25 protein-coding genes are annotated in these 25,116 nt (G+C 43.1%); 8 read left to right on the top strand and 17 right to left on the bottom strand.

What is annotated here, in order from left to right; genetic code table 11:
* The 7 genes from QVA83_RS17485 to QVA83_RS17455 form a co-directional block, all read right to left on the bottom strand.
* Nucleotides 1-183: DUF6170 family protein (locus QVA83_RS17485; protein ID WP_287498746.1), on the bottom strand; the 183-nt coding region annotated here is incomplete at its 3' end.
* Between the two features lie 100 nt (nucleotides 184-283).
* The gene (locus QVA83_RS17480; RefSeq protein ID WP_287498745.1) at nucleotides 284-1,804 is read right to left on the bottom strand and encodes a peptide MFS transporter; all 1,521 of its coding nucleotides are present in this window, start codon (nucleotides 1,802-1,804) and stop codon (nucleotides 284-286) included.
* 217 nt (nucleotides 1,805-2,021) lie between these two features.
* Complete coding sequence (locus QVA83_RS17475; RefSeq protein WP_069943856.1) at nucleotides 2,022-3,140, bottom strand: KpsE/RkpR family capsule polysaccharide export protein; 1,119 nt, start codon at nucleotides 3,138-3,140, stop codon at nucleotides 2,022-2,024.
* Between the two features lie 12 nt (nucleotides 3,141-3,152).
* Complete coding sequence (locus QVA83_RS17470; RefSeq protein WP_014948525.1) at nucleotides 3,153-3,827, bottom strand: ABC transporter ATP-binding protein; 675 nt, start codon at nucleotides 3,825-3,827, stop codon at nucleotides 3,153-3,155.
* The gene (locus tag QVA83_RS17465; RefSeq protein WP_014948526.1) at nucleotides 3,824-4,603 is read right to left on the bottom strand and encodes an ABC transporter permease; all 780 of its coding nucleotides are present in this window, start codon (nucleotides 4,601-4,603) and stop codon (nucleotides 3,824-3,826) included. The genes QVA83_RS17470 and QVA83_RS17465 overlap by 4 nt, the downstream gene beginning before the upstream one ends.
* Nucleotides 4,604-4,605: 2 nt before the next feature.
* On the bottom strand, nucleotides 4,606-6,438 hold the full coding sequence (locus QVA83_RS17460) for a polysaccharide biosynthesis/export family protein (protein WP_014948527.1): 1,833 nt from the start codon (nucleotides 6,436-6,438) through the stop codon (nucleotides 4,606-4,608).
* A gap of 4 nt (nucleotides 6,439-6,442) precedes the next feature.
* On the bottom strand, nucleotides 6,443-6,841 hold the full coding sequence (locus QVA83_RS17455) for a hypothetical protein (RefSeq protein ID WP_014948528.1): 399 nt from the start codon (nucleotides 6,839-6,841) through the stop codon (nucleotides 6,443-6,445).
* 562 nt (nucleotides 6,842-7,403) lie between these two features.
* Between QVA83_RS17455 and wecA the strand changes: the two genes are divergently transcribed.
* From wecA to galU, 4 genes are all read left to right on the top strand, one after another.
* Nucleotides 7,404-8,465 (top strand): UDP-N-acetylglucosamine--undecaprenyl-phosphate N-acetylglucosaminephosphotransferase, encoded by a 1,062-nt coding sequence (gene wecA, locus QVA83_RS17450; protein ID WP_014948529.1) that lies wholly within the window; start codon nucleotides 7,404-7,406, stop codon nucleotides 8,463-8,465.
* 114 nt (nucleotides 8,466-8,579) lie between these two features.
* Nucleotides 8,580-9,467: a glycosyltransferase gene (locus QVA83_RS17445; RefSeq protein WP_014975841.1), complete on the top strand. Its 888-nt coding sequence runs from the start codon at nucleotides 8,580-8,582 to the stop codon at nucleotides 9,465-9,467.
* Nucleotides 9,464-10,360, top strand: coding sequence for a glycosyltransferase family 2 protein (locus tag QVA83_RS17440; protein WP_069943857.1), 897 nt, complete (start codon nucleotides 9,464-9,466; stop codon nucleotides 10,358-10,360). Before QVA83_RS17445 ends, QVA83_RS17440 begins: the two co-directional genes overlap by 4 nt.
* A 261-nt stretch (nucleotides 10,361-10,621) precedes the next feature.
* Nucleotides 10,622-11,515, top strand: coding sequence for a UTP--glucose-1-phosphate uridylyltransferase GalU (galU, locus tag QVA83_RS17435; protein WP_014975843.1), 894 nt, complete (start codon nucleotides 10,622-10,624; stop codon nucleotides 11,513-11,515).
* Between the two features lie 145 nt (nucleotides 11,516-11,660).
* On the opposite strand, the gene QVA83_RS17430 is transcribed toward galU, so the two are convergent.
* The 7 genes from QVA83_RS17430 to queF all read right to left on the bottom strand — a co-directional run bounded on the left by QVA83_RS17430 (nucleotide 11,661) and on the right by queF (nucleotide 19,611).
* Nucleotides 11,661-11,975: a ComEA family DNA-binding protein gene (locus QVA83_RS17430; protein WP_014948533.1), complete on the bottom strand. Its 315-nt coding sequence runs from the start codon at nucleotides 11,973-11,975 to the stop codon at nucleotides 11,661-11,663.
* 332 nt (nucleotides 11,976-12,307) lie between these two features.
* Nucleotides 12,308-13,315, bottom strand: coding sequence for an isocitrate dehydrogenase (locus tag QVA83_RS17425; RefSeq protein ID WP_014948534.1), 1,008 nt, complete (start codon nucleotides 13,313-13,315; stop codon nucleotides 12,308-12,310).
* A 230-nt stretch (nucleotides 13,316-13,545) separates the two neighbouring features.
* Complete coding sequence (locus QVA83_RS17420; RefSeq protein ID WP_069943859.1) at nucleotides 13,546-15,156, bottom strand: histidine kinase; 1,611 nt, start codon at nucleotides 15,154-15,156, stop codon at nucleotides 13,546-13,548.
* 11 nt (nucleotides 15,157-15,167) lie between these two features.
* Nucleotides 15,168-15,542: a DUF3192 domain-containing protein gene (locus QVA83_RS17415; RefSeq protein ID WP_014948536.1), complete on the bottom strand. Its 375-nt coding sequence runs from the start codon at nucleotides 15,540-15,542 to the stop codon at nucleotides 15,168-15,170.
* Nucleotides 15,543-15,733: 191 nt separating this feature from the next.
* Nucleotides 15,734-17,110 (bottom strand): nucleotide 5'-monophosphate nucleosidase PpnN, encoded by a 1,377-nt coding sequence (ppnN, locus tag QVA83_RS17410; RefSeq protein WP_014948537.1) that lies wholly within the window; start codon nucleotides 17,108-17,110, stop codon nucleotides 15,734-15,736.
* Between the two features lie 11 nt (nucleotides 17,111-17,121).
* Nucleotides 17,122-18,678, bottom strand: a complete 1,557-nt coding sequence (locus QVA83_RS17405) for a diguanylate cyclase (protein WP_014948538.1) — start codon at nucleotides 18,676-18,678, stop codon at nucleotides 17,122-17,124.
* Nucleotides 18,679-18,750: 72 nt separating this feature from the next.
* Nucleotides 18,751-19,611 (bottom strand): NADPH-dependent 7-cyano-7-deazaguanine reductase QueF, encoded by an 861-nt coding sequence (gene queF / locus QVA83_RS17400; RefSeq protein WP_014948539.1) that lies wholly within the window; start codon nucleotides 19,609-19,611, stop codon nucleotides 18,751-18,753.
* Nucleotides 19,612-19,756: 145 nt separating this feature from the next.
* Between queF and syd the strand changes: the two genes are divergently transcribed.
* Nucleotides 19,757-20,299 (top strand): SecY-interacting protein, encoded by a 543-nt coding sequence (gene syd / locus QVA83_RS17395; protein WP_069943860.1) that lies wholly within the window; start codon nucleotides 19,757-19,759, stop codon nucleotides 20,297-20,299.
* 59 nt (nucleotides 20,300-20,358) lie between these two features.
* Here syd and QVA83_RS17390 read toward each other — a convergent pair whose 3' ends face one another.
* Nucleotides 20,359-20,670, bottom strand: coding sequence for a zinc-binding metallopeptidase family protein (locus QVA83_RS17390; protein ID WP_231513047.1), 312 nt, complete (start codon nucleotides 20,668-20,670; stop codon nucleotides 20,359-20,361).
* A gap of 298 nt (nucleotides 20,671-20,968) precedes the next feature.
* Here QVA83_RS17390 and QVA83_RS17385 point away from each other — a divergent pair, with 298 nt between their 5' ends.
* The gene (locus QVA83_RS17385) at nucleotides 20,969-21,334 is read left to right on the top strand and encodes a DUF3192 domain-containing protein (protein ID WP_014948542.1); all 366 of its coding nucleotides are present in this window, start codon (nucleotides 20,969-20,971) and stop codon (nucleotides 21,332-21,334) included.
* Between the two features lie 220 nt (nucleotides 21,335-21,554).
* The gene (locus tag QVA83_RS17380; protein WP_014948543.1) at nucleotides 21,555-22,202 is read left to right on the top strand and encodes a GNAT family N-acetyltransferase; all 648 of its coding nucleotides are present in this window, start codon (nucleotides 21,555-21,557) and stop codon (nucleotides 22,200-22,202) included.
* 995 nt (nucleotides 22,203-23,197) lie between these two features.
* On the opposite strand, the gene QVA83_RS17375 is transcribed toward QVA83_RS17380, so the two are convergent.
* Nucleotides 23,198-23,500 (bottom strand): DUF3301 domain-containing protein, encoded by a 303-nt coding sequence (locus tag QVA83_RS17375; RefSeq protein ID WP_069943862.1) that lies wholly within the window; start codon nucleotides 23,498-23,500, stop codon nucleotides 23,198-23,200.
* Nucleotides 23,501-24,550 carry a DUF3549 family protein gene (locus tag QVA83_RS17370; protein ID WP_069943863.1) on the bottom strand — a complete coding sequence of 350 codons (1,050 nt, stop codon included), beginning with the start codon at nucleotides 24,548-24,550 and terminating at the stop codon, nucleotides 23,501-23,503.
* 210 nt (nucleotides 24,551-24,760) lie between these two features.
* Between QVA83_RS17370 and QVA83_RS17365 the strand changes: the two genes are divergently transcribed.
* A complete protein-coding gene (locus QVA83_RS17365) occupies nucleotides 24,761-25,105 on the top strand; it encodes a YqcC family protein (RefSeq protein WP_231513048.1) in 345 nt (114 codons plus the stop codon).
* The last annotated feature ends 11 nt before the right edge of the window (nucleotides 25,106-25,116 follow it).

Below are 25,116 nucleotides of genomic sequence, written 5' to 3'. Positions count from 1 at the left end.
ATTTGACGCGGTTTGAAGAATAAGTGCGAATACGGGGACAATGACGAGTAATTTTAGCACATTCAGTAAGGTTTTCTCTGGTACAGAAAGGCGCTTTGCGGCCTGGTCGAGCAATTTAACGCGCTCTGTCAATGGAAGACCTTGTAAGGCAGGAATGTCTCTTGTAGAAAAATAAAACTTCATAGGTTTATGCAAATGCCCTTAATAAAAAACCGCCGGAACGTTACGTTGCGGCGGTTATTGTAGGGTAATTGGTCAGCACTTAAAACATGCTAACAATAAATTACGCTTTTTGTTCAATACCTGCTTTTTCCCAGAAACGAGATTTAAAGCTCATTAAACCAATCACGATGGCAATGGCGATGCTAAATAGGGCAATCTGAAGATACAGGTCTGGCATTTGCTCTACGTTTTCTGGGTCGAAGTTACCTGAAAGTAAGCCAGCAATGATGTTACCAATAGAGTAAGTCAGTACGAATACCCCCATCATTTGCCCTGCGAAACGCTTAGGCGATAGCTTACTTACTGCACTTAGTGCAACAGGGCTTAGGCACAGCTCACCAACAGTGTGTAAGAAGTAGGTAGTAACGAGCCACATAGGCGCAACTTTAAGGCCTTGTGCAGCATATTGAGACGCCATAAACATTACCAAGAAGCCCGACGCCATAATAACGATACCTACGGCACACTTAATCGTGTACGACGGGTCAATCATTCTTTTAGCAAGCTTAATCCAAAGGGCAGCGAAGAAAGGCGACAGGATGATTATAAATAGCGAGTTTGAAAGCTGGAACCATACTGTTGGGATAGCGTCCATCCCGAACCAAGATGTAAGTAGCGAGCCGCTTTCAAGTACGCGGTCGGTATAGTTCTGTGCGAATAGGTTGAGTGAAGAGCCAGCCTGTTCGAAACCAGACCAGAAACATGCTGAAGCGACACACACTAAAAACAGCGCCCACATGCGCTTCTTCTCGTTGTCGCTTAGCTGACCTTTGAAATAAATAAAACCAAAGTAAGCGAAGAAAATAATGGTAAATACAACGGCAACTTGTTGAGCAAGAGCTACAGGCTCAATAACGATAGTGCCCATGTGCGCAAGCACAATTACCACAACAGCAAGTGCAATCACTGCCCATACGCCCATCCATGCGCGCTGTTTAGCCGCACCTTGATATGGGTTTGCAGGAGCAACAGAATCAGCCGATAACGAACGGTTGCTGAAGTAATATTGAATTAGGCCGATTGCCATACCGATGGCAGCTGCACCAAATGCATAGTGCCAGCCCCAGTTTTCCTGTAAATAACCGGTAACTAGGTAGGCGATGAGTGAACCGATGTTTATGCCCATGTAATACAGCGCATAACCACTGTCACGACGGCCGTCGTCGTCGCCATATTGCTGGCCAACCATCGCAGAAATATTAGGTTTTAGTAAGCCAGTACCCGAAGCAACAAGGATAAGGCCGACGAAGAAAAGGTTTTGCAAGTCTATGGCGAGTACCACGTGGCCTGCGAAGATGATAATACCGCCATACCATACGGCGTTTTTACCACCGATTAAGCGGTCCGCTAACCACCCGCCCGGTAAGCCTAGAAAATATACCGCACCTGTGTATAGGCCGTAGATTGCGCCAGCGGTTGCAACGGTAAAGCCCAAACCCTGCGTTTGTAAGCTCGCGGTCATGAAAAGAACAAGTAGCGCGCGCATACCGTAGTAACTCATGCGCTCCCACATTTCTGTAAAGAATAGCGTTCTTAGGCCCCCTGGATGGCCGAAAAAGCTAGTATCGTTAGATGGTTTCATAATTATATTTTAATTCCATATTGCTTATGGTTGTTATTGTAGAGCACTTATAGGATAGGCTCTTTGATAGTCGTCCGTAAGGCGGATAGCTTCTTATACTAGAGCTTGCTTAAAGACACAAGATTTGGGCGACAAACTTCATCAAAGCGGTGTCAACCGACTAAGTCTTGAGCGACTTAGTCGATTAAACTGTTGGCTTGCTAAACAGATGGAGGCACTAAAGCTCGCGGATAGTAGCTACTACAATTCGTACTATTCCGTAAATAAGCAGCAATGACACACCAAAAAGAACAAGGTTATAGATAACCGTGGGGTAAGCATTGTCATCTGGAAGGGTAGGTGATTCTACAGTTACCAAGTGTTGTAGTTTTTGATATGCCTCGACTCGCGCATTTTCTAGTGTAATCAGCGAGGAAGAGTACGCTTGAATGGCCAATTGAAGCTGAACCTGAAGGTTACTGTATTGCGCCATTAATTCACTGACTGACAGGGCTTCACTTTCTCCTTCAGCGGTACTGATACGCTCCTTTTGCTTTTCTACTTCTTTTTGTAGTGCAGCTATTTCACGCTTAATGTTTATCACTTCTGGTGCGACGTTAGACATCATGGTCGACATTGTGCTTAGTTCAGCTTTTTTCTGGGCAAGGGTCGCTTCCAATGAAAAAGCGATTTGCTGAAACGCTGCACCTTCAGCAGTAGGGTCGAGCACGTTGTATTTGGATTGGAAGCCTAAAATTTCAGTCTTTGCTTGTTGTAGCTTTTGTTCAACAATCTCGTGTTCACCCTTAGCAAACGTAAGCTTTGATTTAGCCAAGTTGTTATTGATGTTGTTAATAAACTCTTCCGCTTTATCAACAATAGCTTGGTTAATTATTTGCGCATATTCAGCGTCGAAAGCGCGGGTTCGCAAACTAATTACAGAAGATGCCGAGTCCACGCTAACTTCAATATGGTTCAGATAAAACTGATAAAAGTCCTCTTGCTTGTGTGACGATGACAGGCCACTAAACAAATCGGCTTTGTCTGACATGTAATGATCTCGAAGGCCAATAGTCTCATCGAGATACTTAATCATATCTGCAGACTGAATATACGCTTCTACAAGCTGACTTTCCGTGCCGCCGGATGCACCAGAAACACCAGCTGCCATCAAGAGAGATGAGGGGTCGAAGCTACTGCCGCCGTCACTTGATTTTACAATAAGTTGGCTTTTACTTTCGTATTGAGGTGCAGCCCATAAAACAAGATATAGGGCGTAAAGCACCCATGGAAGAACAAGCAACAGCATTTTGTGTTTGCTGAGAAGGGCATTGAGCTGTGTAAGAGATTTTTCCACTGTGATTTGAACCTATTTAAGTGATTTCTTATTGTCTGCATCCTGCGTATAAACGTCGATGCCTTCTTCGAGATCGTGATAATAAGTAAGTTTGCCTTCATCTATGATAACGGCAGACGTACAGAACTCGCGGATTTGGTCAAGTTCATGGCTAACCATAATAACGCCCGCTTGTTCACTTTTTTCTTTTAGCGATAAACGCGCTTTTTTTCTAAAAAGCGGATCGCCTACAGATGTCGCTTCATCGATAAGGTAAATATCAAAATTGATATTCATACAGCACGCAAATACGAGTTTGGCGCGCATACCAGATGAGTAAGTTTTTACAGGAAGGTCGAAGCGTGCGCCGAGTTCGGCAAATTCTTGCACTTGCTCTTCGTATTCTGGAAGCGATTTGACGTTGTTAATTCGGCCCACAAAACGCGTATTTTCACGCCCTGTCATTTGCGGGTGTACACCTGTTTGAAGGGCAACCGGCCACGACATGGATTTATTCGTTAAAACTCGGCCTCTGTCAGGGTATTCGCTTTTTGCTAGCATACGGAAAAGAGTCGACTTACCCGCGCCATTTTTACCTAAAATTGCGACGTTATTTTCCGTAGGAAAATCAAAATTCAAATTTTTGAAAATATATTGAGGGCCCATTTTACTGGGGTAACTCTTTGTTAAATTCTCAATTCTTATCATCGAGACAACACCTTCTTCCATGTGATGTGATACATCGAAAGGCTTAGGAAGAGAAAAATTATAGTAATTTCAATTAGAAAGCCAAGGGATACGCCCTTTGTTCCATAGGATTCGAAACAGGCGTAACGGGCGAGTTCATTGAAATGAACAAGAGGATTCCACGTTAAGTAAGGCCAATACTCTTCAGGCAGATCTTGAAGACTGAAAAAAACGCATGAAATAAACATTAATGGGCGGGTAAGCATTGATTTTATCTTATCCACTTCCGGCACGAATGCGGCAGCGATAGCAAAAATCATCCCTATGGATATTGAAAATACCCACAAAAGAAGAAACAGAGATATCAGCAGCAACGGGTCATTTACTGTAAAGGTCTCGCCCATCAGGTAAAGCGCAAGACATAGTAATGCGACAACAACGACTTTAACAGAAAACTCTAAAAAGCCAGCAGTGAGCATTGCTGATATGGGTTGAACCTGTCTGAACGCATAGAGCGGCTTATTTCTGCGCACAGAAGTTGATACTGACTGGAGGCATGTAGTCAAAGACTGCAGGCCGACCATTCCGATCATCATAAACAGAAAAAGAGGAATAGAGTGGATATCATCGCCGCTGATCAGTCCACGAAGGTACGACAGCGCGAAAATAAAGGCAAAGGGCTCTAAAAATGCCCAGCCTAAGCCAAATTTATCGTTAAATTTACTTTGAAGCTCGCGCAGGAAAAGCGCGAATATCACGCCTCTCCATGCGTAGAGCTGGTCTTTAAACGTTACCATGTTTAGTTAGTAGCTACGTTGGCTGCAATAGCAATTTGATAAACAATCTGAGTAATGTCTTTAACCGCTTGCAATAGCTTGGTATCGATAGCAGGCAATACGATGATCTGATCACCTGGTTCTAACTTACTATCGTTGCTTGCTAGGAATGAGCTGTTGATGCTGGTAAAGGTAACATTACCATTTTTACGAACAATAAGGATTCGTTCGTCTTCAGCACGTTCAGTGAATCCGCCGGCCCAAGCAACATAATCTTCAGTCGTGGCTTCTGGGTTAAAGACTACTGACTGAGGAAGTAACACTTCACCACCTACGTGCACTAAGTCAGTTACCTCTGGGATGACAATAGTGTCATTCGGTTCTAGCAGAATATTTGCGATATCACCATTTTCAGAAACTACGACTCTGCCTTGAGGCTCAATTTGGCGAGCACGCGCAATAAAGTCAGCGACAAGCTGAGCTTCTTGGGCACGGATGGCTCCTTCACCCGTCGAGCTAATGGGAGCGGTATACATGCTCCGCTCAAGACGCTGAAGACCTTCTTCGATGATTTCTTTTTGCTTTACAGCAACGCTTTCTCTTAACAGATAAATATTTTGGGTATCAGAAAGGGCTGTATCTGCTTCGATGTGATCTAGTACATCGATAAGGCGTGTGCCTTTATCAACCATAATCTGAGATGCGCCAGCAAATGCCCCAGCCACATTAATGCGATAGATTTGGGGCTCGTGGTCAGCAAGGTATTCAACCGTGTCGCCTGCACTTAGTTCAAGTGAAGCAAATTCATCCAAACTCAAGTAGCGAGCGAACTGTTTGTTATTTCGAATACCAGATACCGAAGCATGGGAGGAAAACTCACCTGGTCGCGCAAAGTAATTCACCACGCCGCCGTTCAATTCTTCGTTAAGAAACTCAAAGGTGAAGCTATTTCGAGCGCCTGTTTCAACGACAATAGTGTTGCCAATTGGGTGCACTAATATGGTATCGCCATCTTTAAACGACATCTGAGGCAACTTACCATTTCTGAAAAATGCATATAAATCGGCAGTAGCGACTACTTTACCATTGCGCACTACGTCTATCTGCCTAAAACTTCCGCGCTGAAAATCAATACCACCGGCGCGTTTTAGGTAATACAGCACGCTATCTGAGGCGAGCCCTGCATATTGACCAGGTCTTAGCACCGGGCCAGAAACGAAAATTGACACGGGCGTTGATGTAAGAAGGTTAACGTAAACATTTACATCGTTTGTATAAACCTGTCTGATTTTTGCAGTAACGGTTTGATTTACACTGCCAGCAGGTGTATTTGCAACACGGATAGGACCAATGTTAGGAATAAAAATATTGCCTTGATTATCAACGGTTACTACGTCAGAAAAGTTAACCGCCCCCCACAGCCATATTGAAATTTTATCGCCCGGTGCAACGAGATAGTTATCATTAAGACCTGTGCTGCGTTCTGACTCAAATCCACCAATAAATAAGTTGGCTGCAAATGGTGGGTTTTCCATAGGCGCTTGCGCAGGAAAAACAGTATCAATAGTTGGCTCGCCAGGTAAGTTTACGCCATTACGAGGCTGGGTTGAAAACTGTCCCATGGTATTTGCAGAACTGCTAGCGCCTGGAAGCGTTCGCTGGGTTGAAATACTCAGTGGCGATACGGACTGATTAGCAATGCCGCTACTCTGGCTCTGCTGAGCTCTTTCTCTTAATTGCTGCAATTGTTCCACGCTTTGCGCGCTTGCAGTGCCCACATAAGCGAAAAGAAGTGACGTTGCACAAGCCGCTAGCGTCAGGCGCTTTAAAGTTTTTTTGATGCTGGTTGACTGCATTTATCTATTCACCTTGCACTGTTGCCGAAGCTACTAAGGGAGTAATAACTCGCCATTGACCGTTTCGCTGACATGTCGTCATTTTACGCTGAATATCAGAAGACGCTGTTTCACCGTCTTGTAAAGAAAATCGGATACATTTATTGCCTGTGGCGGATATATAGTGCTTCAAGGACTCGTATTGGTGGCCATTGAAGCGTATTGAAAATGATTCCTGCGTATCATGATAAATGTTGGCTTTTGGAATATTTATTGCAAGCTCTTTGTCCGGTGCAAGGGAATAAGCAAGAGAAGAATGCACCAAAGGAATGTCAGCCTTAGTGGCGGTAGGAGTGTTAGAACACCCAGCTACGCCTACCGTAACTACGATAGGTAAAATTAGACGAGATAATTGTTTGAACATTAGCTTTCATATCCATATAGCAATTTCGCGCTAGGATAACATAAGTTTTAAAAAAAGCATGTTCGCTATCGCAGTTGCTGAATTGTCTGAGTCTTCACCAAGACCGCAATATAGAAGACAAGTTCATATCAATAGTGTAACTCGATATGTTTTTGGCATTGCAAAGACTGGAAATAGACGAGTAAGTTAACAGGTTAAAGGAATAAAGAAGTTATTCAATCGTTACAATAGAAGCTGAGATAGTTCGAGAGAGGCGGCGAGAAGACGCACAACAGGTTCTCTTTTTAGCGGTGATTAAGGTAATTCTCGCAACAAATGAGTTTTTGACACGTTTTGATACGTTATTTATGCATGAAGGGTGGTTACTTAGACAAATGTTTTATATTATATCGAAGTTTTCTATCCGCATACTCATAACAAGATGCCCTCATCGCGCTGGAAGAAATGGAAGTTGTAAATAAATGGAAGCAACATTTAGTTTTTTATCAAAATTTGCATGTGTATTGACAGAAACTACTACAAATAGCTGTGTTTTTGTCGGTAACGCGAGGTTGTGTGTTTTATGCTAGCTTATTTGCAGTTTGTCCCGCTTTTTACTGCATTTTTCGTCGCCCTTATCCTTTTGGTTGTGATGACGCCTTTAGCGCATCAATTTGGCTTAGTTGACCAACCATCAGCGCGAAAACGTCACGCCGGAATTGTACCTCTAACAGGTGGTGTGGCTATTTTTATGGCCGTGCTTGTTGCCAGCGTCGCGACAGATGTGTGGATGAAAAACAATCCTCTGTTTTTCACCGCATCAGCATTTGTAGTCTTGCTTGGTATGTTGGATGACCGTTTTGACCTGAGTGCCAAAGGCCGCCTTATGTGCCAATTTGGTGTTGCAGCGATCATGGCATGGAGCGCGCAAAACTATATTACATCTTTGGGTAATATCTTCGGAACAGGTGAGGTATTTCTCGACCTAGGTGGGTATTTCTTTACGATCATTTGTGTGGTCGGTGTCATTAATGCGTTTAACATGATAGACGGTATTGATGGATTAGCCGGCGGAATGAGCCTTGTTATCCTATTAACAGTTGCGGGCTTTTTGATCTTTACTGGTAACGGAGCCTCCATCATGGAGCCGCTTATCATCGTTGCAGCTATTGTTCCGTTTCTTGCTTTTAATTTGAGTTGGAAAGGGTTTAAAGGCAATAAGATATTTATGGGTGATGCGGGCAGCATGTTCGTTGGGCTCACTATCGTTTGGTTGCTTGTTGATCACACTCAAGGTGAAGCTGCCGCATTTAGGCCCATTACTGCGGTGTGGTTAGTCGGCCTTCCATTAATGGACATGGCCGCGATCATGTATCGCCGTGCGCGGAAGGGGCAATCAATGCTCAAACCTGACCGTCAGCACCTTCACAATATCTTTATGCGTGCAGGGCTTAGCAGTAGAAAGTCACTTGTTGCTATCCTTTTGCTCGGAGCATGTTATTGCTTAATCGGTATATTAGGAGAAGTCTATCAGGTAGCTGAAGCCGTCATGTTCTGGGGCTTTATTGGGCTACTCGTTGTGTACAGTCTTGTTATCCAACATATTTGGAGTGTACTGCGCTTTGTGAAGCGATTAACCGCATAGTTTGAGTAAAATCGTGGCAGGCTTAGTAAAATCTCTGTAACATGCCAACAAATAAAAGCGCACAATTAAGGCGCTTTTATTTTCTTTGTTACTTTTTTACGTTGGTAAAATTTCTTGATAAATCAATTCTCTATTCTTCAAAATAACAATAAAAAACAGCATGTCGAATCGATAATTGCTATGGCGGTTTACCAAGCTGACAATGCGAAGTGGCTTCGCGAAGCCATTGAAAGCATGACTGAGCAGTCTTACACAGATTTTCTTTTCGTTATTGTCGCCGATGGACCTGTACCTCAAAAAATAACTCGCGTACTAGAAGATGTAGCAAGCAAAGACGACAGGGTAATAATAGCGTCGAATAGTCACAATGTGGGGCTAGCAAGTAGCATGAACTCAGTTGCTGAGTTCGGTATGCAGTTTAACCCATCGTTTTTCATAAGAATGGATGCGGATGATATTTCTGAAGAAAACCGCCTTCTACGTCAAATCACCTACCTTAAAAAGCACAGCAATATTTCGGTGCTAGGTTCAGCACTAACGGAAATTAACGAAAGTGGTGTAAAGGTCGGTGCGCGAGTAATGCCCGCTTCACACAGGCAGATCGTTCGTATCTTGCCGAGACGATGCTCGCTTAACCATCCAACAGTAGTCATTCGTTACAATGTATTTAATGATGGGCATCGTTACGACAGTGACTTGTTAAACACTCAAGACTATTTTTTCTGGATAACCTTAGCGTCTAAGGGTTATATTTTTAGGAACTTAAAAGATCGACTTTTGAAATTCAGAAGGGTAAACAATTTTTATAAACGTCGAGGCTTAAGTAAGTCGCTCAACGAGTTCAGAGCACGTTTATATGCCATACGTAAATTAAAGCAACTTTCACCCTATAACTTTTTTTACGCTTGTGGTGTTTTAGCATTGAGGTTAATGCCTGGAAAAGTGGTTAAACTTGCCTATAAACTTGATAGACATTTACTGGAAAGGTTTGGTAAACATTGAGCGTCGGCGTTGTTGTTATACTATTTAACCCTGATGTTGAGCACGTGCGTAGTCTCATCGATGCGTTTTGTGCCCCTGACTGGAACGTCATCTTAGTTGATAATTCTCCAAGTCCTCAGCAGGCTCTTTTAACAACTGATGTTACTTATCTTCATTACCCCTCAAATATTGGTATCGCCCACGCTCAGAATGTCGGCTTGAAAGTACTCTTTAATGAGGGAAGCGACTACGCCTTTTTGCTTGATCAAGATAGCTTGTTCTCTCCCGATATTGCTGTTGAGTTAGTCAGGCAATTCCAAGACCTTGAGCAACGTTCCCCAATTGCAGCCATAGGCCCTTCGATCTATTGCCAATTTTCAGAGTGTGTCGATCAGGGAGTCCTGCAAAAAGGGAAGCAGGTTTCCGAAAAGTTAAAAACAGTAAAGCAAATCATTGCCTCAGGCATGTTAATTTCCAAAGGTGCTTTTGAACGCGTGGGTGAAAAAGAAAATGAGCTCTTTATCGATGGCGTTGATCACGAATGGTGCTGGCGTGCTCGAGCCAAGGGCATGGTTATCTATCAGTCGCTCAGTGCATGTATGCCTCATCGACAAGGCGATGATAGAGTGAAAGTTTGCGGTGTGACATTCAAGCAGGGCGCACCGATAAGGCTCTACTATCAGTTTCGTAATGTACTCATTTTAGCGCGCCGCCATTACGTACCTCTTTATTGGAAACTTCGTCATGTTTGTGCAATACCTCTGAGGTATCTTGTAAACAGATATTGCTTTGAGCAAGGCAAAACGCGAGGCGCTTTCATGTGGGCAGGACTCAAAGACGGATTAAAACGCAAAACCGGCCCCATAGAGCATGCACTAATTCCAAAAAGTAGTGTGAAAAAAAGCGACACTTGATGTGTAGGAAAGGAAGGACAAGCCATAAACGCTTTCACTATTATGGTGCATTAGATATTATTTATCCCTAATTTTGTGCTTTTATCGGTGGTTTTGAGCTGTTTTGCCCATTTTCAATACACAGACGCTCTAAAAAGGTAATTGGAACATCGATTGCATTAGTCTTGCGAACAACAGTGAATATATCTCAGCTTAAGGAATAACAAACGGCTGAAAGTCGACTTAGGCGTGTATTTAGGATTTTAAAAAAGGATATTAACTATGAGTCAGGTTAAAAAAGCGGTAATCCCTGTAGCGGGCCTTGGGACGAGAATGCTCCCGGCAACGAAAGCTATTCCAAAAGAGATGTTGCCAGTGGTTGATAAGCCATTGATCCAATACGTGGTAAGCGAATGTGTTGCTGCAGGACTAAAAGAAATTATCCTAGTAACGCACGCGAGTAAAAACAGTATTGAAAACCACTTTGATACCTCTTTTGAGCTAGAAGCCACACTAGAAAAGCGTGTAAAACGCCAACTGTTAGAAGAAGTTCAGTCAATCTGTCCAAAAGATGTAACTATCATGCATATTCGCCAAGGCGTTGCTAATGGACTTGGTCACGCAGTACTTTGCGCTCGACCTCTGATTGGCGATGCGCCATTTGCGGTAGTGTTACCTGACGTCATTATTGATGATGCAGCAAGTAATCCTAAAAAGGATAACCTTGCAGACATGGTTGCCAAATTTAACACCAGCCGAGTAAGCCAGGTCATGGTTGAGCAGGTTCCAGACGAAGATATCTCTAAATTTGGTATCGCAGACCTAGACGGCGCGGCAATTGCGCCAGGTGAGTCAGCGAAGATTCACAAAATGGTAGAGAAGCCGCCTCGCGACGAAGCACCTTCTGACCTTGCCGTTGTAGGCCGATACGTTCTGTCAGAAAAAATCTGGGATCTGTTAGAGTTCACGCCTCCAGGCGCAGGTGGTGAAGTTCAGCTTACTGATGCTATTGATGCATTGATGAAACTTGAACAAGTTGATGCCTACTACATGAAAGGTAAGAGTCACGATTGCGGTAGTAAGTTGGGGTACATGAAAGCTAACGTTGAATATGCGTTACGTCATCCATCGTTAGGCGACGAATTTAAAGAATACTTAGCTTCTGTTGTTAAATAGTCTTACTAGGGCTTGTTGACCTTTAGTGTAGATGAAAGAACAGCAGGCCTAAGGCAATTAAATAGCTTTAAACGATTAAAAATGCGCCCTTGCGGCGCATTTTTTGTGTGTGGAGCCAGCGTACCGCCTATTCGCTTTAGTCCTTCTATCTTACGTGTACATAGCCTTCAATTTTATTAAGCATCTTTTCACCGATACCTTTTACTTGAGTTAATTGTGCGACCTCAAGAAACGGGCCTACTTCTTCACGATATTTAATAATAGCTTTCGCTTTAGATTGTCCAACGCCGGGTAGGGTAATTAATTGCTCTACGGTCGCCGAGTTTAAATCGATACGTTGTTGCTGGCTTGTACCTTCATTAGCTTGCGCATTTCCGCTTTCCGCTGGTTGAGCGTGAACCGCTGGCGTTTGAATGGCTAGTGCAGATAGTACGAGTAAACCTGAGATTAATTTTTTCATCATCTTTCCTTGTATGTTGCTAAGCGCGCCATAAAGCGTTATCGGCGCAATATTTAAGTAAATGGGTTTAAGTCATGTACCAAAGCGCGCTGACTTTTGTAACCTAGATGCAAGCGGAGCAGGCCTCTTTAAAAATTTCCTGTCTTCTGTTGTGACCAAGTTACAAAGCTCAGCACACTTCAACGTGTACAAAGGAAATAATAAAGGTGAACGAGAAAAGCGGTAGTCCAGTTTTAGTACAGTTTAAAGCAGGGGGAGTGATTAATAGAGACATAAAAAAAACGGGCTATTAAGCCCGTTTTGAAATAATTTAAAGGTGTAAGCTAAAATGCTTATAGGCGGTCAAGAAGCGCCTGAGTGAACTCGGTAGTACCTGCTTCACCACCAAGGTCACGTGTTGTGCGATCGCCAGACTCGATCACGTCTTTTAGTGCTGCGCGAATTTTCTCTGCTTTATCGCCCATGTTTAGGTACTCAAGCATTTGCGCTGCTGCCAAGATTACTGACGTCGGGTTAGCTAAGTTCTTACCAGCAATGTCTGGTGCAGAACCGTGAACGGCTTCGAAGATTGCACAATCTTCACCGATGTTTGCACCTGGTGCCATACCAAGACCACCAACAAGACCAGCACATAGGTCAGATAGAATGTCACCGAAAAGGTTAGTCGTAACGATAACGTCAAACTGATGCGGGTTCATCACAAGCTGCATACAGCAGTTATCAACGATCATTTCAGCTGACTCGATGTCAGGATAACGCTCACCAACTTCACGGGCTACTTTAAGGAAAAGACCTGATGTTGACTTAAGGATGTTAGCTTTGTGAACAGCTGTTACTTTCTTACGACCTTCACGGCGCGCTAATTCATAAGCAAAAACAACGATTTTTTCAGCGCCGTCACGAGTGATCTTACTCATTGCTTCAGCTTCGTTACCGTCTTCTGATACAACTTGGCCAAGACCAGAGTACATACCTTGCGTGTTTTCACGAACGGTAATGATATCGATGTCTTCGTAACGTGCTTTTGTGCCTTTGAATGACATCACAGGACGAAGGTTTGCGTACAGTTTGAACTGCTTGCGAAGACTAACGTTGATTGAAGTAAAACCTTCACCAACGGGGGTCGTTAAAGGACCTTTAAGCGCAACTTTGTTTTTTGCGATTAGGTCTAAAGTTTCTTGAGGTAGAAGCTCGCCATGTTCTTCCAGTGCGACTAGGCCAGCATCGGCATAGTCATAGGCAAAGTCACAGCCAACCTTATCTAAAATTTTTGTGGTTGCATCGATAATGTCCGGGCCAATGCCGTCACCGCGAATGACTGTAATACGTTGCTGAGTCATGTGGAGGGATCCTCTGGTAATTCTGTTGTCAAAATCGTTAGGTTTATTCAATTTGTAGCTTGGCGTTTATGAGCCAATTTCTGCCTGCTTACTTATTATAATGGAAAATGTAGGGAAAAAGGGTTAAGCACTGCAAAAGTTGCCGTATTTTATACGATACCTGGCGCAAGTTATAGCCATTCGTAAAGATTAATTAAATAGCCGAGTACGATGTTTAGGAGTAAATGACGTTACTGCGCGAGCGGACAGAACAAAAGTGACCCATTAGCGTCTAGTGCGTTTACCACATCATCTCGTCGAATACCTAGGATATTTAAAAGTGTTTTGATATTGATATCCTGAAGTAATGAATAAATATCCTGATTAAATAAGCATGCTTTGGCGATTGCGAAGCTCAACACCAGAATTGCTTGTTCCTTTTGAAGTGATTTAGGAACGTCCGTACTTACTTTACTGCATTGGTGTATAACGGCACGCCACGTCGAGCTTTGATGCCAACTTCCAGCAAGTTCAGAAGCGATTGCTAGCCAAGGCGTGTCAGATTTGACCTTGAATGCGCTATTAATGGACACAGCTTTGGTGAGGTCGACGGGTAATGCTCGTGACACTTTAAACCCTGGTAGCGTGAACAAGGGAGTACAAACAAAGGTCATGGTCAGTGCGGCAGATTGCGGCGAAAATTTCGAATCGGCGAGTTGTGCGAAATAGCTTGCAAATGAACAAGCCAATAAAGTCAATTGCTTGCACATGCCCATCAGTGGAAATTGGTTTTGCGTTAGCCGTTCTAACAGCGCAAATTGAATAAGCATGTCACCCACACGTTCAATGCCGTAGGTCAAAACCGCCTGTTTAATGCTTTTAACCGGAAGCTGAAGACGGTTGTCCTGACTCGCAGTGTGCATCAAAAAGTGATTAAACGTGGGCACGCTTTCAATTTTTTCGCAAAGTTGTTCAATATTTACATCGCGCTTTTGCAGCTCATCGATAATAGTTATAAGAGCTTTAGGGGGATGCTGAATTGCGAATGTAGAAGGTAAAAATGGTGTGCCGCCATGATTTACTCTCGCAGTGGCGGTATCAGTGTAAAGAGCAATAAAGTGCTCAAACGGCATTGATAGTGAAATGGGAGAGCGTATTGACGATAGAGGAAGCCACTTTCCATCTTCATCGCCTTGGCTAAGCATAAATACGTAGCCGTGATTTTGCTGAATGTCGACTAGCGCGCCCGGTACGCCGTTTGCGTAAACCTTTGCGCCAGGTAGCACACCATTAAATAGGTTGATAAGTGGTGCAATAAGGTGACGATGATGTGCTGGAAGGCGTAAAACAATCTGAGTGAAAACCTCACGATAATCTGCTTTTTTTGTTTTAGTAGCGAAAACATTTGCTAAGAGACAAAGCCTTTGAACCATATTAAGCCGAATGTCTGCAACGTAGTTAATTGGCTTGTCTGACCGAAACGCTTTTTGAAGTTTAATGATATCCAGCCAAATCGAGAGATTGTGTTTACGCAAAAAGCGAATGATATTGGCCGTTTGGTCGCTTGGTGTTCCTTTACTTGAAAGCCAGAGGGATGCGAGTAAAGACGCAAGCACATGTTGTAAATAGTGGTCGTTTAATCGGCAAAGCTTGCCAAACAGCGCCAATAACAAAAGATGTTGAGTATCTTTAGGAAGGTCATTATCGATGTGTAACGTTGCTGCAGCAAGCGCTGGATTGGCGTTTACTAAGGTCAGGATCCGTTTAGCGATTTTCAACCAATGGTTTATACGCTGCTCGACAGAAAGTTCAGTGTTACCTAACTGAACCAGGCGTTTAAGCGTGGAAATGATGTCGCTCACTCCCCATCCTTCTAACTTTTTTGGTAACTGGAGTAAGCCCCTTCACCCCATGCAATAAGTTTGTCGTTTTCAAAAAGCAACGGTGTACATTCATCTTGCGTGGTTAAGCCGTCAGCGCGCACATGTTGTGTTCTAAAAAACATAACCTGAATAGCAGTGGCACCCTGCCGCTTGGCTTCTGTAATGTCAGGTGAGCCTAGTAACGCCAAAACTTCTTCTCTTGTACTGCCTAACTTTAACTTGGTTATTTGGACACGATTATATTCTTCACGGTCTTTCCAATCCATATTCTCAGGCTTATCGGGATAGAACGCGATAACCATAAAAACAAACACCGCATAAAGGGCGATGCCAGCTAAAATTAGACGAATAACCTTGGTATTCATGACCGTTACTTCTCGTTTTTCTTTACTTGAATGCTACTGCAAGCCAAAGCCCGACATTGTTCGGGAGCCGAGCATAGGCTAAATGTGCACTACATTCATTCGTTAAACAATACTCTCTAATAGTGTACCGCAAAACGACTACTAAACATAAGTAGTAAACGTAAGCAAATGCGTCTTGTCACGGCCTCGTGTTATTCGCTGTTTCTCTTATCGTTCTTTACAACGTAACATGGTTCGTACGCGCTACCAGGCAGCTTCATTCTATGCTGTTTTACAAACGACTCGAGTAGCGTATCAACCTTCTCCATCAGTGTACTATCACCGGTGAGCTCAAACGGACCATGTTTTTTGATCTGAGCAATGCCTTCTGCTTTTACGTTACCCGCAACAATGCCTGAAAACGCTTTGCGCAAATTGGCCGCTAGATCACTTTTACTTTGATCTAAGTGCAGTTGAAGGTCGGCCATACTCTCATGCGTTGGAATAAAGGGCTGTTGAAAGTCTTGTTCAATTTTTAATGACCAATTAAAGCTGAATGCGTCACCCATCGCACCTCTGAACTTCTTCACTTTTTCAAGGTGTTTATTCATGGTGCGTGCTACTTCTTCTGGGTCATCTACAATGATTTGATATTTTGATTGTGCTTCTGGACCCAGTGTTGCACCAACAAAAGCGTCTATGGCTTCAAAGTATTCTTCGCTACCAGCAGGCCCTGTTAGAATGAAAGGAAAAGGTTGCTGCGCATTGCGTTCATTCATCAAAATGCCAAGCAGATAAAGTAATTCTTCGGCAGTGCCTACACCGCCTGGAAACACGATAATGCCATGTCCGAGTCTAACAAACGCCTCTAAACGCTTTTCAATATCAGGCATGATAATGAGCTCGTTGACAATGGCGTTGGGCGGCTCGGCGGCAATAATACTCGGCTCAGAGATGCCAATGTAACGGCCTGTCTTGTGGCGTTGCTTTGCATGACCTATGGTGGCGCCTTTCATTGGACCCTTCATCGCTCCAGGCCCACATCCTGTGCAAATATTCATGTCACGTAAGCCGAGCTGATAGCCCACTTCTTTCGTGTACTTGTACTCTACTTGATTAATGGAATGGCCGCCCCAACAGACAATTGTGTTTACGCCATCGTTCCCTTCAAGCGCTTTAGCGTGGCGTAGCATGTCAAACACCATGTCTGTGATGTCGTTACCTTCAGCCGGTGCGGTTTGATGAAGAAATGCGTACTTGTTACCCATGTAAAGCAGGTCGCGAAGGACCGCAAATAGATGTTCGTGTACACCACGAACGAGTTTTTCGTCAACGAAAGCCACTTCAGGAGGGTTCACGAGTTCTATTTTTACGCCCCGTTCACGACGAATGAGTTTTATTTCAAAATTTTCATAAGGAGCAAAAAGTGCTTCGAAATTGTCTTCGTCAACGCCGCTGTTCAATACTGCAAGGCAACAGTTTCTGAACATAGCAAAGAGCTCGCTGTTGGTGGCGTCTTGAAGACGAGAAACTTCTACTTGTGATAGCTGGCTCATCCAGCCAACAGGGTTAAGCTGCACTTTCTTCATATTTTTACTTCCTATAAGTCAGTGCTTAAATCAGTGACTACGAGGTTGCGGCCGTTTCGTTTTGCTTTATAGAGGTACTCATCGGCGCGTTCAAACACAGTTTCAGTAGTATCATTGTCATTGAAACAGGTTGCGCCAAAAGATGCGGTGATTTTTACTTTTTCTTGCTTGAATTTAAACGGCATTGCAGCAAGTTTAGTTCTAACTTCATTAAGCTTCTTATCTATATCTGCCATCTGCGCCTGAGGCAGTAGCATTACAAACTCTTCTCCTCCCCACCTGGCAATAAAATCATTTTCGGACAAACTTTGCTTTAAGAATTTACTCACTACCTGAAGAGTTTTATCGCCTGCTGCGTGCCCGAATCTATCGTTGATTGACTTGAAATGATCAATATCCACAACGGCGACCGCAAGCAAGTCACCATTTTCTTTAAATTTAGTGAAAGCCGCTTCTAGTCTCTCATTATACGCCTGCCTGTTTGGAAGCCGAGTGAGGGGGTCGGTGCGGCTTTGCATTGCTTGTTCGGCCAGCTTCTTTTTATAGACGCTGGTTTGCTGCTGAAGTGTATCTATTCGCGATTGCATAGAGGAGAGCAGTGCCATTAGCGCTTCTTGACCTTGCTGATCGTTGCTTTGTTGCTCGCTTAACGTAGTCACAAGCTTTTCTACGCGAAACTGTGTCTGCTCTTTAAGTGCTTCTAGAGAACTGCTTTCCGATACGGCTTCTTCGATGTGAATAATGTCACGTTTAAGTTGCTCATTACCAGCTTGGCGCTGCTCGAACTGGGCTTGGCTGCCTTGGATCGTATTGCTGACGTCACTACTCACTTCACCTAATGAACGGTGCAGACTCTGAATCACTTTTCCTGTTAAGCTCGCCTCTGACATAGCGTCTTGAACGATCATGCGCAAAATTACAACGCAGCTTTTAAGCAGCTGGTCTTCATCCATGCCTTCATCAAGACGTTGCTTTATATCATTGAGTTGCTGATCGTTAGGTTTTTTTTGTGCATAAGAAGCAATAAGGTGATTAAGCTCAACCAAAATAGAACGGTAGTGAGGGTTATCATCTTTAATCGAACGAGCCGATGTGCTTTCATTGTTAGTGGACTTAGTTTCTGTGGTTTCAGATGGCTCAAGTCCAACCATTTCCTTGTTGAGCGCAATGCGGTGAAGCGCAATGGCTTTTGAATAGAGTTTGTAAATACTGAAGATATCACCTACAGGTTGATTAAGCTTAATCAATTCCTGCGTGGTTAACCCTTTTAATTCAGTATCTTCAAATACAATTTTCTGTAGTTGTTTCATTGCATCTTCTAGCGATGAAACAGTATCAACACTGTATTTTCTAAGCGTTATTTCTTGATGCTGAAGTGATTTGTTGAGTTTCTCTATGCTCACAGCGGCAAGACTAAAATTAGGTGTGCCAGAAAGGTGGCCTCGTAACACCTTAAGTTCAGTATCGATCTTATCCGAGAAGCCCTCATAAAATGCTGAGAGTTTCACAATAAACTGACAAAGAAGCGCGTTATTTTGTTTTAGGGTTTGTAGTTGTTTTGCTTCCATAATCTCGTCTTTGTTCTAATTCGCTATTACTGCCGCGGCTTAGGTTGCGTTGGTAGGTACTTCACCGTTATATTACTGACGTGCTTGACGATGATTAGCATAAGGCGCTTCGTAATTTGAACGGAAAGGGTTGATATCTAAACCCCCTCGTCGTGTGTAACGCGCACAAACGGTTAACTTATCTGGCTGACAATGCTGCATGATGTCGTTGTAAATGCGCTCAACGCATTGCTCATGAAACTCGTTGTGTTGCCTAAAGCTAATTAGATATTTCAAAAGCCCTTCGTGTTCAATAGCTTTTCCTTCATACCTTATTTGAATACTAGCCCAATCTGGCTGACTTGTGATTAAACAATTAGATTTAAGTAAATGAGAAACAAGCGTCTCTTGAATTCCTGTTTCATTTTTCGCAACAGTCAAATATTGAGTATTAGGGGAATATTGATCGATTTCTACATCCAGACTATCTAACAAGGTTCCGTTAAATTCTTGGAATTGTAGCGAAGAAAACTGCTCTGGAAGAATTAGCTTTACCTCGACAGGCTCTCCTGCGCACGCTGACAAATCCGCTTGAAGCACTTGTCGTACGTCCTCTGCTGAAGCGAATTTTGTTTGGTTGAAGCTATTCAAATATAGCTTAAATGATTTTGATTCGATTAGGTTCTTTGAGGTAATAGGAACGTGGCATTCTAAAATTGCCACATTAGGTTTACCCTTTAAATTTAGCCAAGAAAGTTCGTATCCTGTCCAAGTGTCGATACCATCAAAAGGTAAACCTGAGCCAGCCAAGTTTAACGTATCACGACTTAAACTGCGCGGCACGCCTTGCAACAAGCCAGGATTATATTCAAATTCATAGTCAACCTGTTTACCCAAAGAGAGGTCATCAGGTGCAGAGATAGTAATTTTTTGAGGTGAGTTGTCCGTCGACATAAGAACCTTTTATGTATCTACGCGGGATTTAAATTGTTGAACTGCACAGCGGCACACAGTCTTACGGCGCAGTAGAATTAACCCTAGTATTGACTTAACTGTTTAGTTGTATAGTGTACCCCAAAAATACGCAGGTAACGTCATAATGGCTCTAACAATTTCAGCACAATTAGATAAATTTGTATCATCTTATGTCGAACAGTCCGAGGCCGAGGGACTCAAGATAGCATTTGATAGCGAGTGGCCCTCGCCGTGCTATGAGACGTCGGCGCAAGACGGTGAACTTGTAAGATGGTCTCCTACGCTTCAATCGCCTGTGCAGTCTTTCAGTAATGTTGAAGAGGCATTATCGCTAAAGCTAAATCCTGACTACTGCGAGTATTTTACTCGTTACTACAGCGATAATTTAAAGGCTAACGCCCCGCAAGGTCGCTGTGAATTGCTTCAAGTTTTCAATACCGAAGATTTTGAAAGATTACAGCAAAACTTGATTGGGCATTTGTTGATGAAGCAAAGACTTAGGCAAGCGCCAACATTGTTTTTTGGTTTAACTGACGAAGAAGATTTTATTTTAACCGTTGTCAACGAAAGTGGCGAAGTGGCACTCGAGCAGGTTGGCAGAGAGCCTGCCAAAATTCTTGCGCCATCTCTTGCGGTGTTTATTGAGCAACTTACACCTGCTATATGACGTTGACGCTATGACTGACGTCAATCAGACCTAAAATTACCGGCCTGCAAGACTAAAAGCTATTGGGCGTTAATAATTTTATGTAGCGCCCGCTTTAACTCCGCCACTTCTTTTTCTAACGTCTCTACCCGTGCATGCAAATTGCCCGGCTCATCAGTTGTGGCGACAGGATTTTGTTGCGCTACGTTTACTTCGTTAGATACCTCTAGCTTAGGTTTGTGTGCGTTAAATCGCTTAATCGCTTCAATAGCTTCGGTTACCGATACCTTAAAGGGAGCTTTTGCACGTAAAATGCCTACGGACGGTGTTTTTCCTTCTTTATGCATTTGAAGGCACAAAACGTGAAGTTGCTGCAGGTTAGCGTTACTCATAATACGAAAATGGTTGAAAGTCATGAATATTAGCAGTGTAGCCTGTCTACGTAGTCAATTTCACTAATAAGTTACTGATTTCACTATTTTTCAAAGCCTTCGTAGATGGGTGTTATTAAGATTGGTATAAAAATCAATGATTTAATTTTTGGCCTTAATCTTGTTTACCAATCATAACTTACATTATCACGCATAAACGCAGTGGTTCTTACGTTAGCGCATTTATGTCTATTCAGTGTCAGTTCACAAAGTAGGCGTAGTATCGAATAAAAACAACACACATAATTAAGGAATTCACATGAAAACGGTTCTTCTTTCAGTAGCTTTGGCATCTTCAGTTTTGCTTTCAGGTTGTGTCGTATCAGTAGGTGGCGGTTCAGATAGTCACTATGGTGCTGATTGGGAAGACAGAGAGTTTAACAATCGTAAACACATTGCGAATCTTGAAACAGGGACAACTTACGAAAGTGTATTGAGAAAAATGGGCGTTGCGGATTTCAATGAACTGTTCGAAAAGCAAGACGGCACATATCGCGTACTTTACTACCGAACTCAAAAAACGATGGGCGATGGTATCACCACAAAAGACGAGTGTACGCCGTTGGTTTTCAGAAATGGAAACTTAGTTGGCTGGGGTGACAGTGCTTATAGCTTAATGCACTAATAATCGTTAGTTGGTAATTGATTACGAAAGTAGGCATTACTAACTGTTTTTAAATGTTAATAAAAAGTTAACATGCAGGGGTTTTTCGCGTAGGCTAAAGTTTAATCAGTTTAAGTGGGTGGTTGGCGCAATGATAAAAGTTGTGCGGTAGTGTCCACTTCTCTCATTTTGTTTAAATGGGTAAAAGCAGCTGTATAACTTTGCGTACAAGGAGCCCCTGATGAATACTGATGCTATTAATAATGCAATAGCCCCCTTGCAAGACACGGTTAAAGCCATCTATCTATCTGTAGATGATCTCAAAGTTGCCGCCTCTATTCTTTACAATGCGTATGTAGATGACCCATTGTTCATTGACATTTTCCAAGCAGAAAAAGAAGGTTATGAAAGCCGTCTACGGTCAGCTATCCGTGAAGAGCTCAATGCATTTTGGGTTGCAGAGCAGCCGATGATTGGCCTGTTCGATGATGAGCGGCTTATTGCCGTTGCATGCTTGACCGCGCCCGATGCAGCATTTGGTTCAGGACGTTACTGGCACTGGAGATTGCGGATGCTTTTAACGGCAGGTTTGTTCGGTACAAAGCAAATGCTAGAGAAAGAAGAAAAAGTGCGAGCATTAGTTCCCGCCGATAACTTCCACATGCTGAGTTTCATCGCAGTACATCCAGATTATCAACATCATGGGCTTGGGCATATTTTACTTGGCGCTATTGATAGCGTGGTAGAGGAAGATGAAAAAAGTGAGGGTGTTTCGGTATTCGTGACTATAGAAAAACATCGCGCTTTCTTTAACGATGACAATTATCAGGTTGTAGGACAACTAAGCCTTTCTCATGTGAACGGTGAGGTAATGTTCAGGCTAAAATGATGTTTTTTTATTCGTTGTGATACTCCTACCAAAACGTCATACGTTGCAGTTCCAATCTTTACACCAAATTTACTACAGCGTTTGTAAGACATTTCCTACAAACGCTGTGAGTGATCTTACCTAAATGATGAAAGATTAATTTATACTAAAGTATAAAGTTATTGATTATATTGAAGTTTTTAAAAATTAGTCAAAAGTCGTACAAGAATCTTTCTTAAATCTCTGTAATTCAATATGGCGGTAATAATTGGAAGGGATACTATGAACATGTCACAAGGAAACACGACGAGTCACGGATTGAGTCAAGGATCATCAACGGAATAAGTTAGGACAACTTAAGGATGAGACTCCCACAAGGCAGTGGGGAAAGGGAAAGGAAAGCAGATAGGACACTGCATTAACAGGATGTTAGAAACGGATTTTAAAGGATATAAAGGGATTCAGGGACGTAAAATGTGAAAGGACTTCGCATACAGGATGTAGCAGGGAAAAATGGACGAGAGCTAGCAAGGAGCTAGAGGCAAGAAGCCAACCGCAGGATAGCCATTAAGGAATTTCTAGTTTGCATGGACGAGCAAACCAAGGACGAAAGAAGGACATGCTAAGGGATTGGCAAAGCTGTAGCAGGATGTACAGCAAATAATGGAATGAGGGAAGGGAACGTCAGCGGAGTCTGACAAGGACAGCCTCAGGAAGAGGAACACTGTATGAAGGATGTACAGTAAATTAGGATAAAAGGAAAGGGACCTACGCATGGATGTGTAGCTCGCACAGGAAGGCGCGAGAGTAGATGGAAAGGGGCGTATACGGATTTTAATCGGGAAGATTTTAGTCGCAAAGGATCGCGGAGAAGGATACTCAAAATTCCAGGAAAAAGGGGAGCCGCTAGGTTCCCCTTTTTTTTGCGTTGTTATTACCAATCCATGTGCACTTGTTATGTAAAACCTGACCTGAATGGTGAATTAAGAGCCGCTCACGCTCTTCGACATAGAAGCTTAAACCCTATGCGGCGGCACCTCTGTTCGCATAACCCTTACACCTATTAATTCAACTTCCCCAGTATATCGGTCCTCACCATTACTCGAGAACTCAAAGTTGAATACACTGTGCCAGTCTGGCTTACCATATTTAAACGAGAACCGAGTTTTTGCTCTTGCCACGCTCAACAACTGCAAACCATGTTTATCGCAGTATTGTTTTAGGTAAGCGTTTGTTCGTTCAGAAATAGCCCGTGTGCGCCAAAACTGATAGCCAGTAAACCCGATAACCATCCACACCACTAACTCAAGTAACGTCATTTACTTTCTCGCTTGTGCAAACAATTGTTGAAATGCATTGGTGAGAATCTGAGGGTTGGCTTTGGAATGCAGGAGTGTTAGCACTTGTCTGCGTAACTTCGGGACTTGTACTAAATCTGAAAAGAACCCTGCGAATAAGGCGCCCTTATGACCCTCTTTTTCATCAACGTTTGCCGCCTGCTCTAAAAAGGCACTAAGCAGTAGGGGTTCCATTTGCTCGAAATGGCGTGCTGCAATAACGCTTAAAATATCAAGTCTCTGCGACTTTTCGCTTTTTAATAATTCGAGTAGTTTGTTGTTGATGGTCGGGTGGAAACTACCTTCTGACGTGCCTCTCAGCGCCGCTAAATTGATGTCGTCACTTTTATCTATCTCAATTAAATACGCCGCTAATAGATTTTCAGGCAGGGAAACGCTTTCGCTCATTTCCATTAAAGTGTTAAGGAAAACGTCCGAGTAAAGTGAGGTGTTGGTTTTAATTGCCTGCGCTAATACATCTTGTTTGGGGTGTTGGCTTAGACTTTGTACAAAGTCGGCCACGCTTTGCATGGATATCTGCTGCCAGTCAACCAGTTGTGGGGCTTGAATGTAGGCCTCAACTTTCTGCGCCTCCTCACTTAAAGGTTGGTTTAGGGTGCGTTTAACTAGTGCGTTAAATTGAGCGAGCTGCGATTGATTGGGAACAAACGAATAAGGATTATCAGGCAAAGTTTGCGCGTTTTCAGTATCTTCAGCAACAGACTGACCTAGTGCATCAACAATAATCTCTAGAAAATGATTTCTTGCTGCGGCAACCACTAAGCCTTGCTCATCAAGCGGCAGTTTCACAAACCAAATATAGTGTTGGGTAGAAGCATTTTTATTCCAAAAGACGATGCCGAACCACGCATGCTGCTGACGAGGGTAGGGCGCGTAAGCACTGCCGTTTTCTATTTCTAGAAAGGTTTGACTATCGGTGGGTTCAAGGCGACGACCTAAATCAAAAACCTGATATTCAGTGCCTGCATGTAACAAAAACTCGCTGATAGAATTAATACCGTTAGCGCTCATAACTCGTTCCAAAATACTGCTTTAATCAAAATTTGCCAGGCTGTCACATCTATTCAAAGGGGCACGTCGATGAGATACCGCCAACAAAGACGGGTAATGGTATCACAGCAGAAGAAATTCAACGATAAGACACGCGGACTTATGTTGACCTTTAGCTCCTGATATACTGCGCGCTTCGAAATAGAAGCGTTTTTGAATTGCGGAGAGGATGTGATTAAAACGAATAGCACTCATCACATAGCATTAAGTAAAGCATTGATACAATTAGAAACAGACATGTATCAGGATGGTATTTGGCCAAATGAAGAGCCTTCGGAACAAGACCTAAATAATGCTATGGAAAGTGCGGTTCCTTTTGCGGTCGACTGTTTAGCGTTTGAGAGTTGGTTGGCTTTTATTTTTATTCCCAAAATGCGCATTTTGTTGAAACAGGAAATGCCTTTACCACCCATGCAAATTACGCCTGCAGCAGAAATATATCTGTCATCGGCGCATCAGCGCACTCTGTCCCAGCTTCAAGTTATTGATAATATTGCCAATGGAGACATTGGGTGAGCAAACACAAC

Source organism: Alteromonas sp. AO-Serp (genome assembly GCF_017849675.1).
GTDB classification, from domain to species: Bacteria; Pseudomonadota; Gammaproteobacteria; order Enterobacterales; family Alteromonadaceae; genus Alteromonas; species Alteromonas macleodii.
This window is presented reverse-complemented; position numbering and strand designations above follow the sequence as displayed.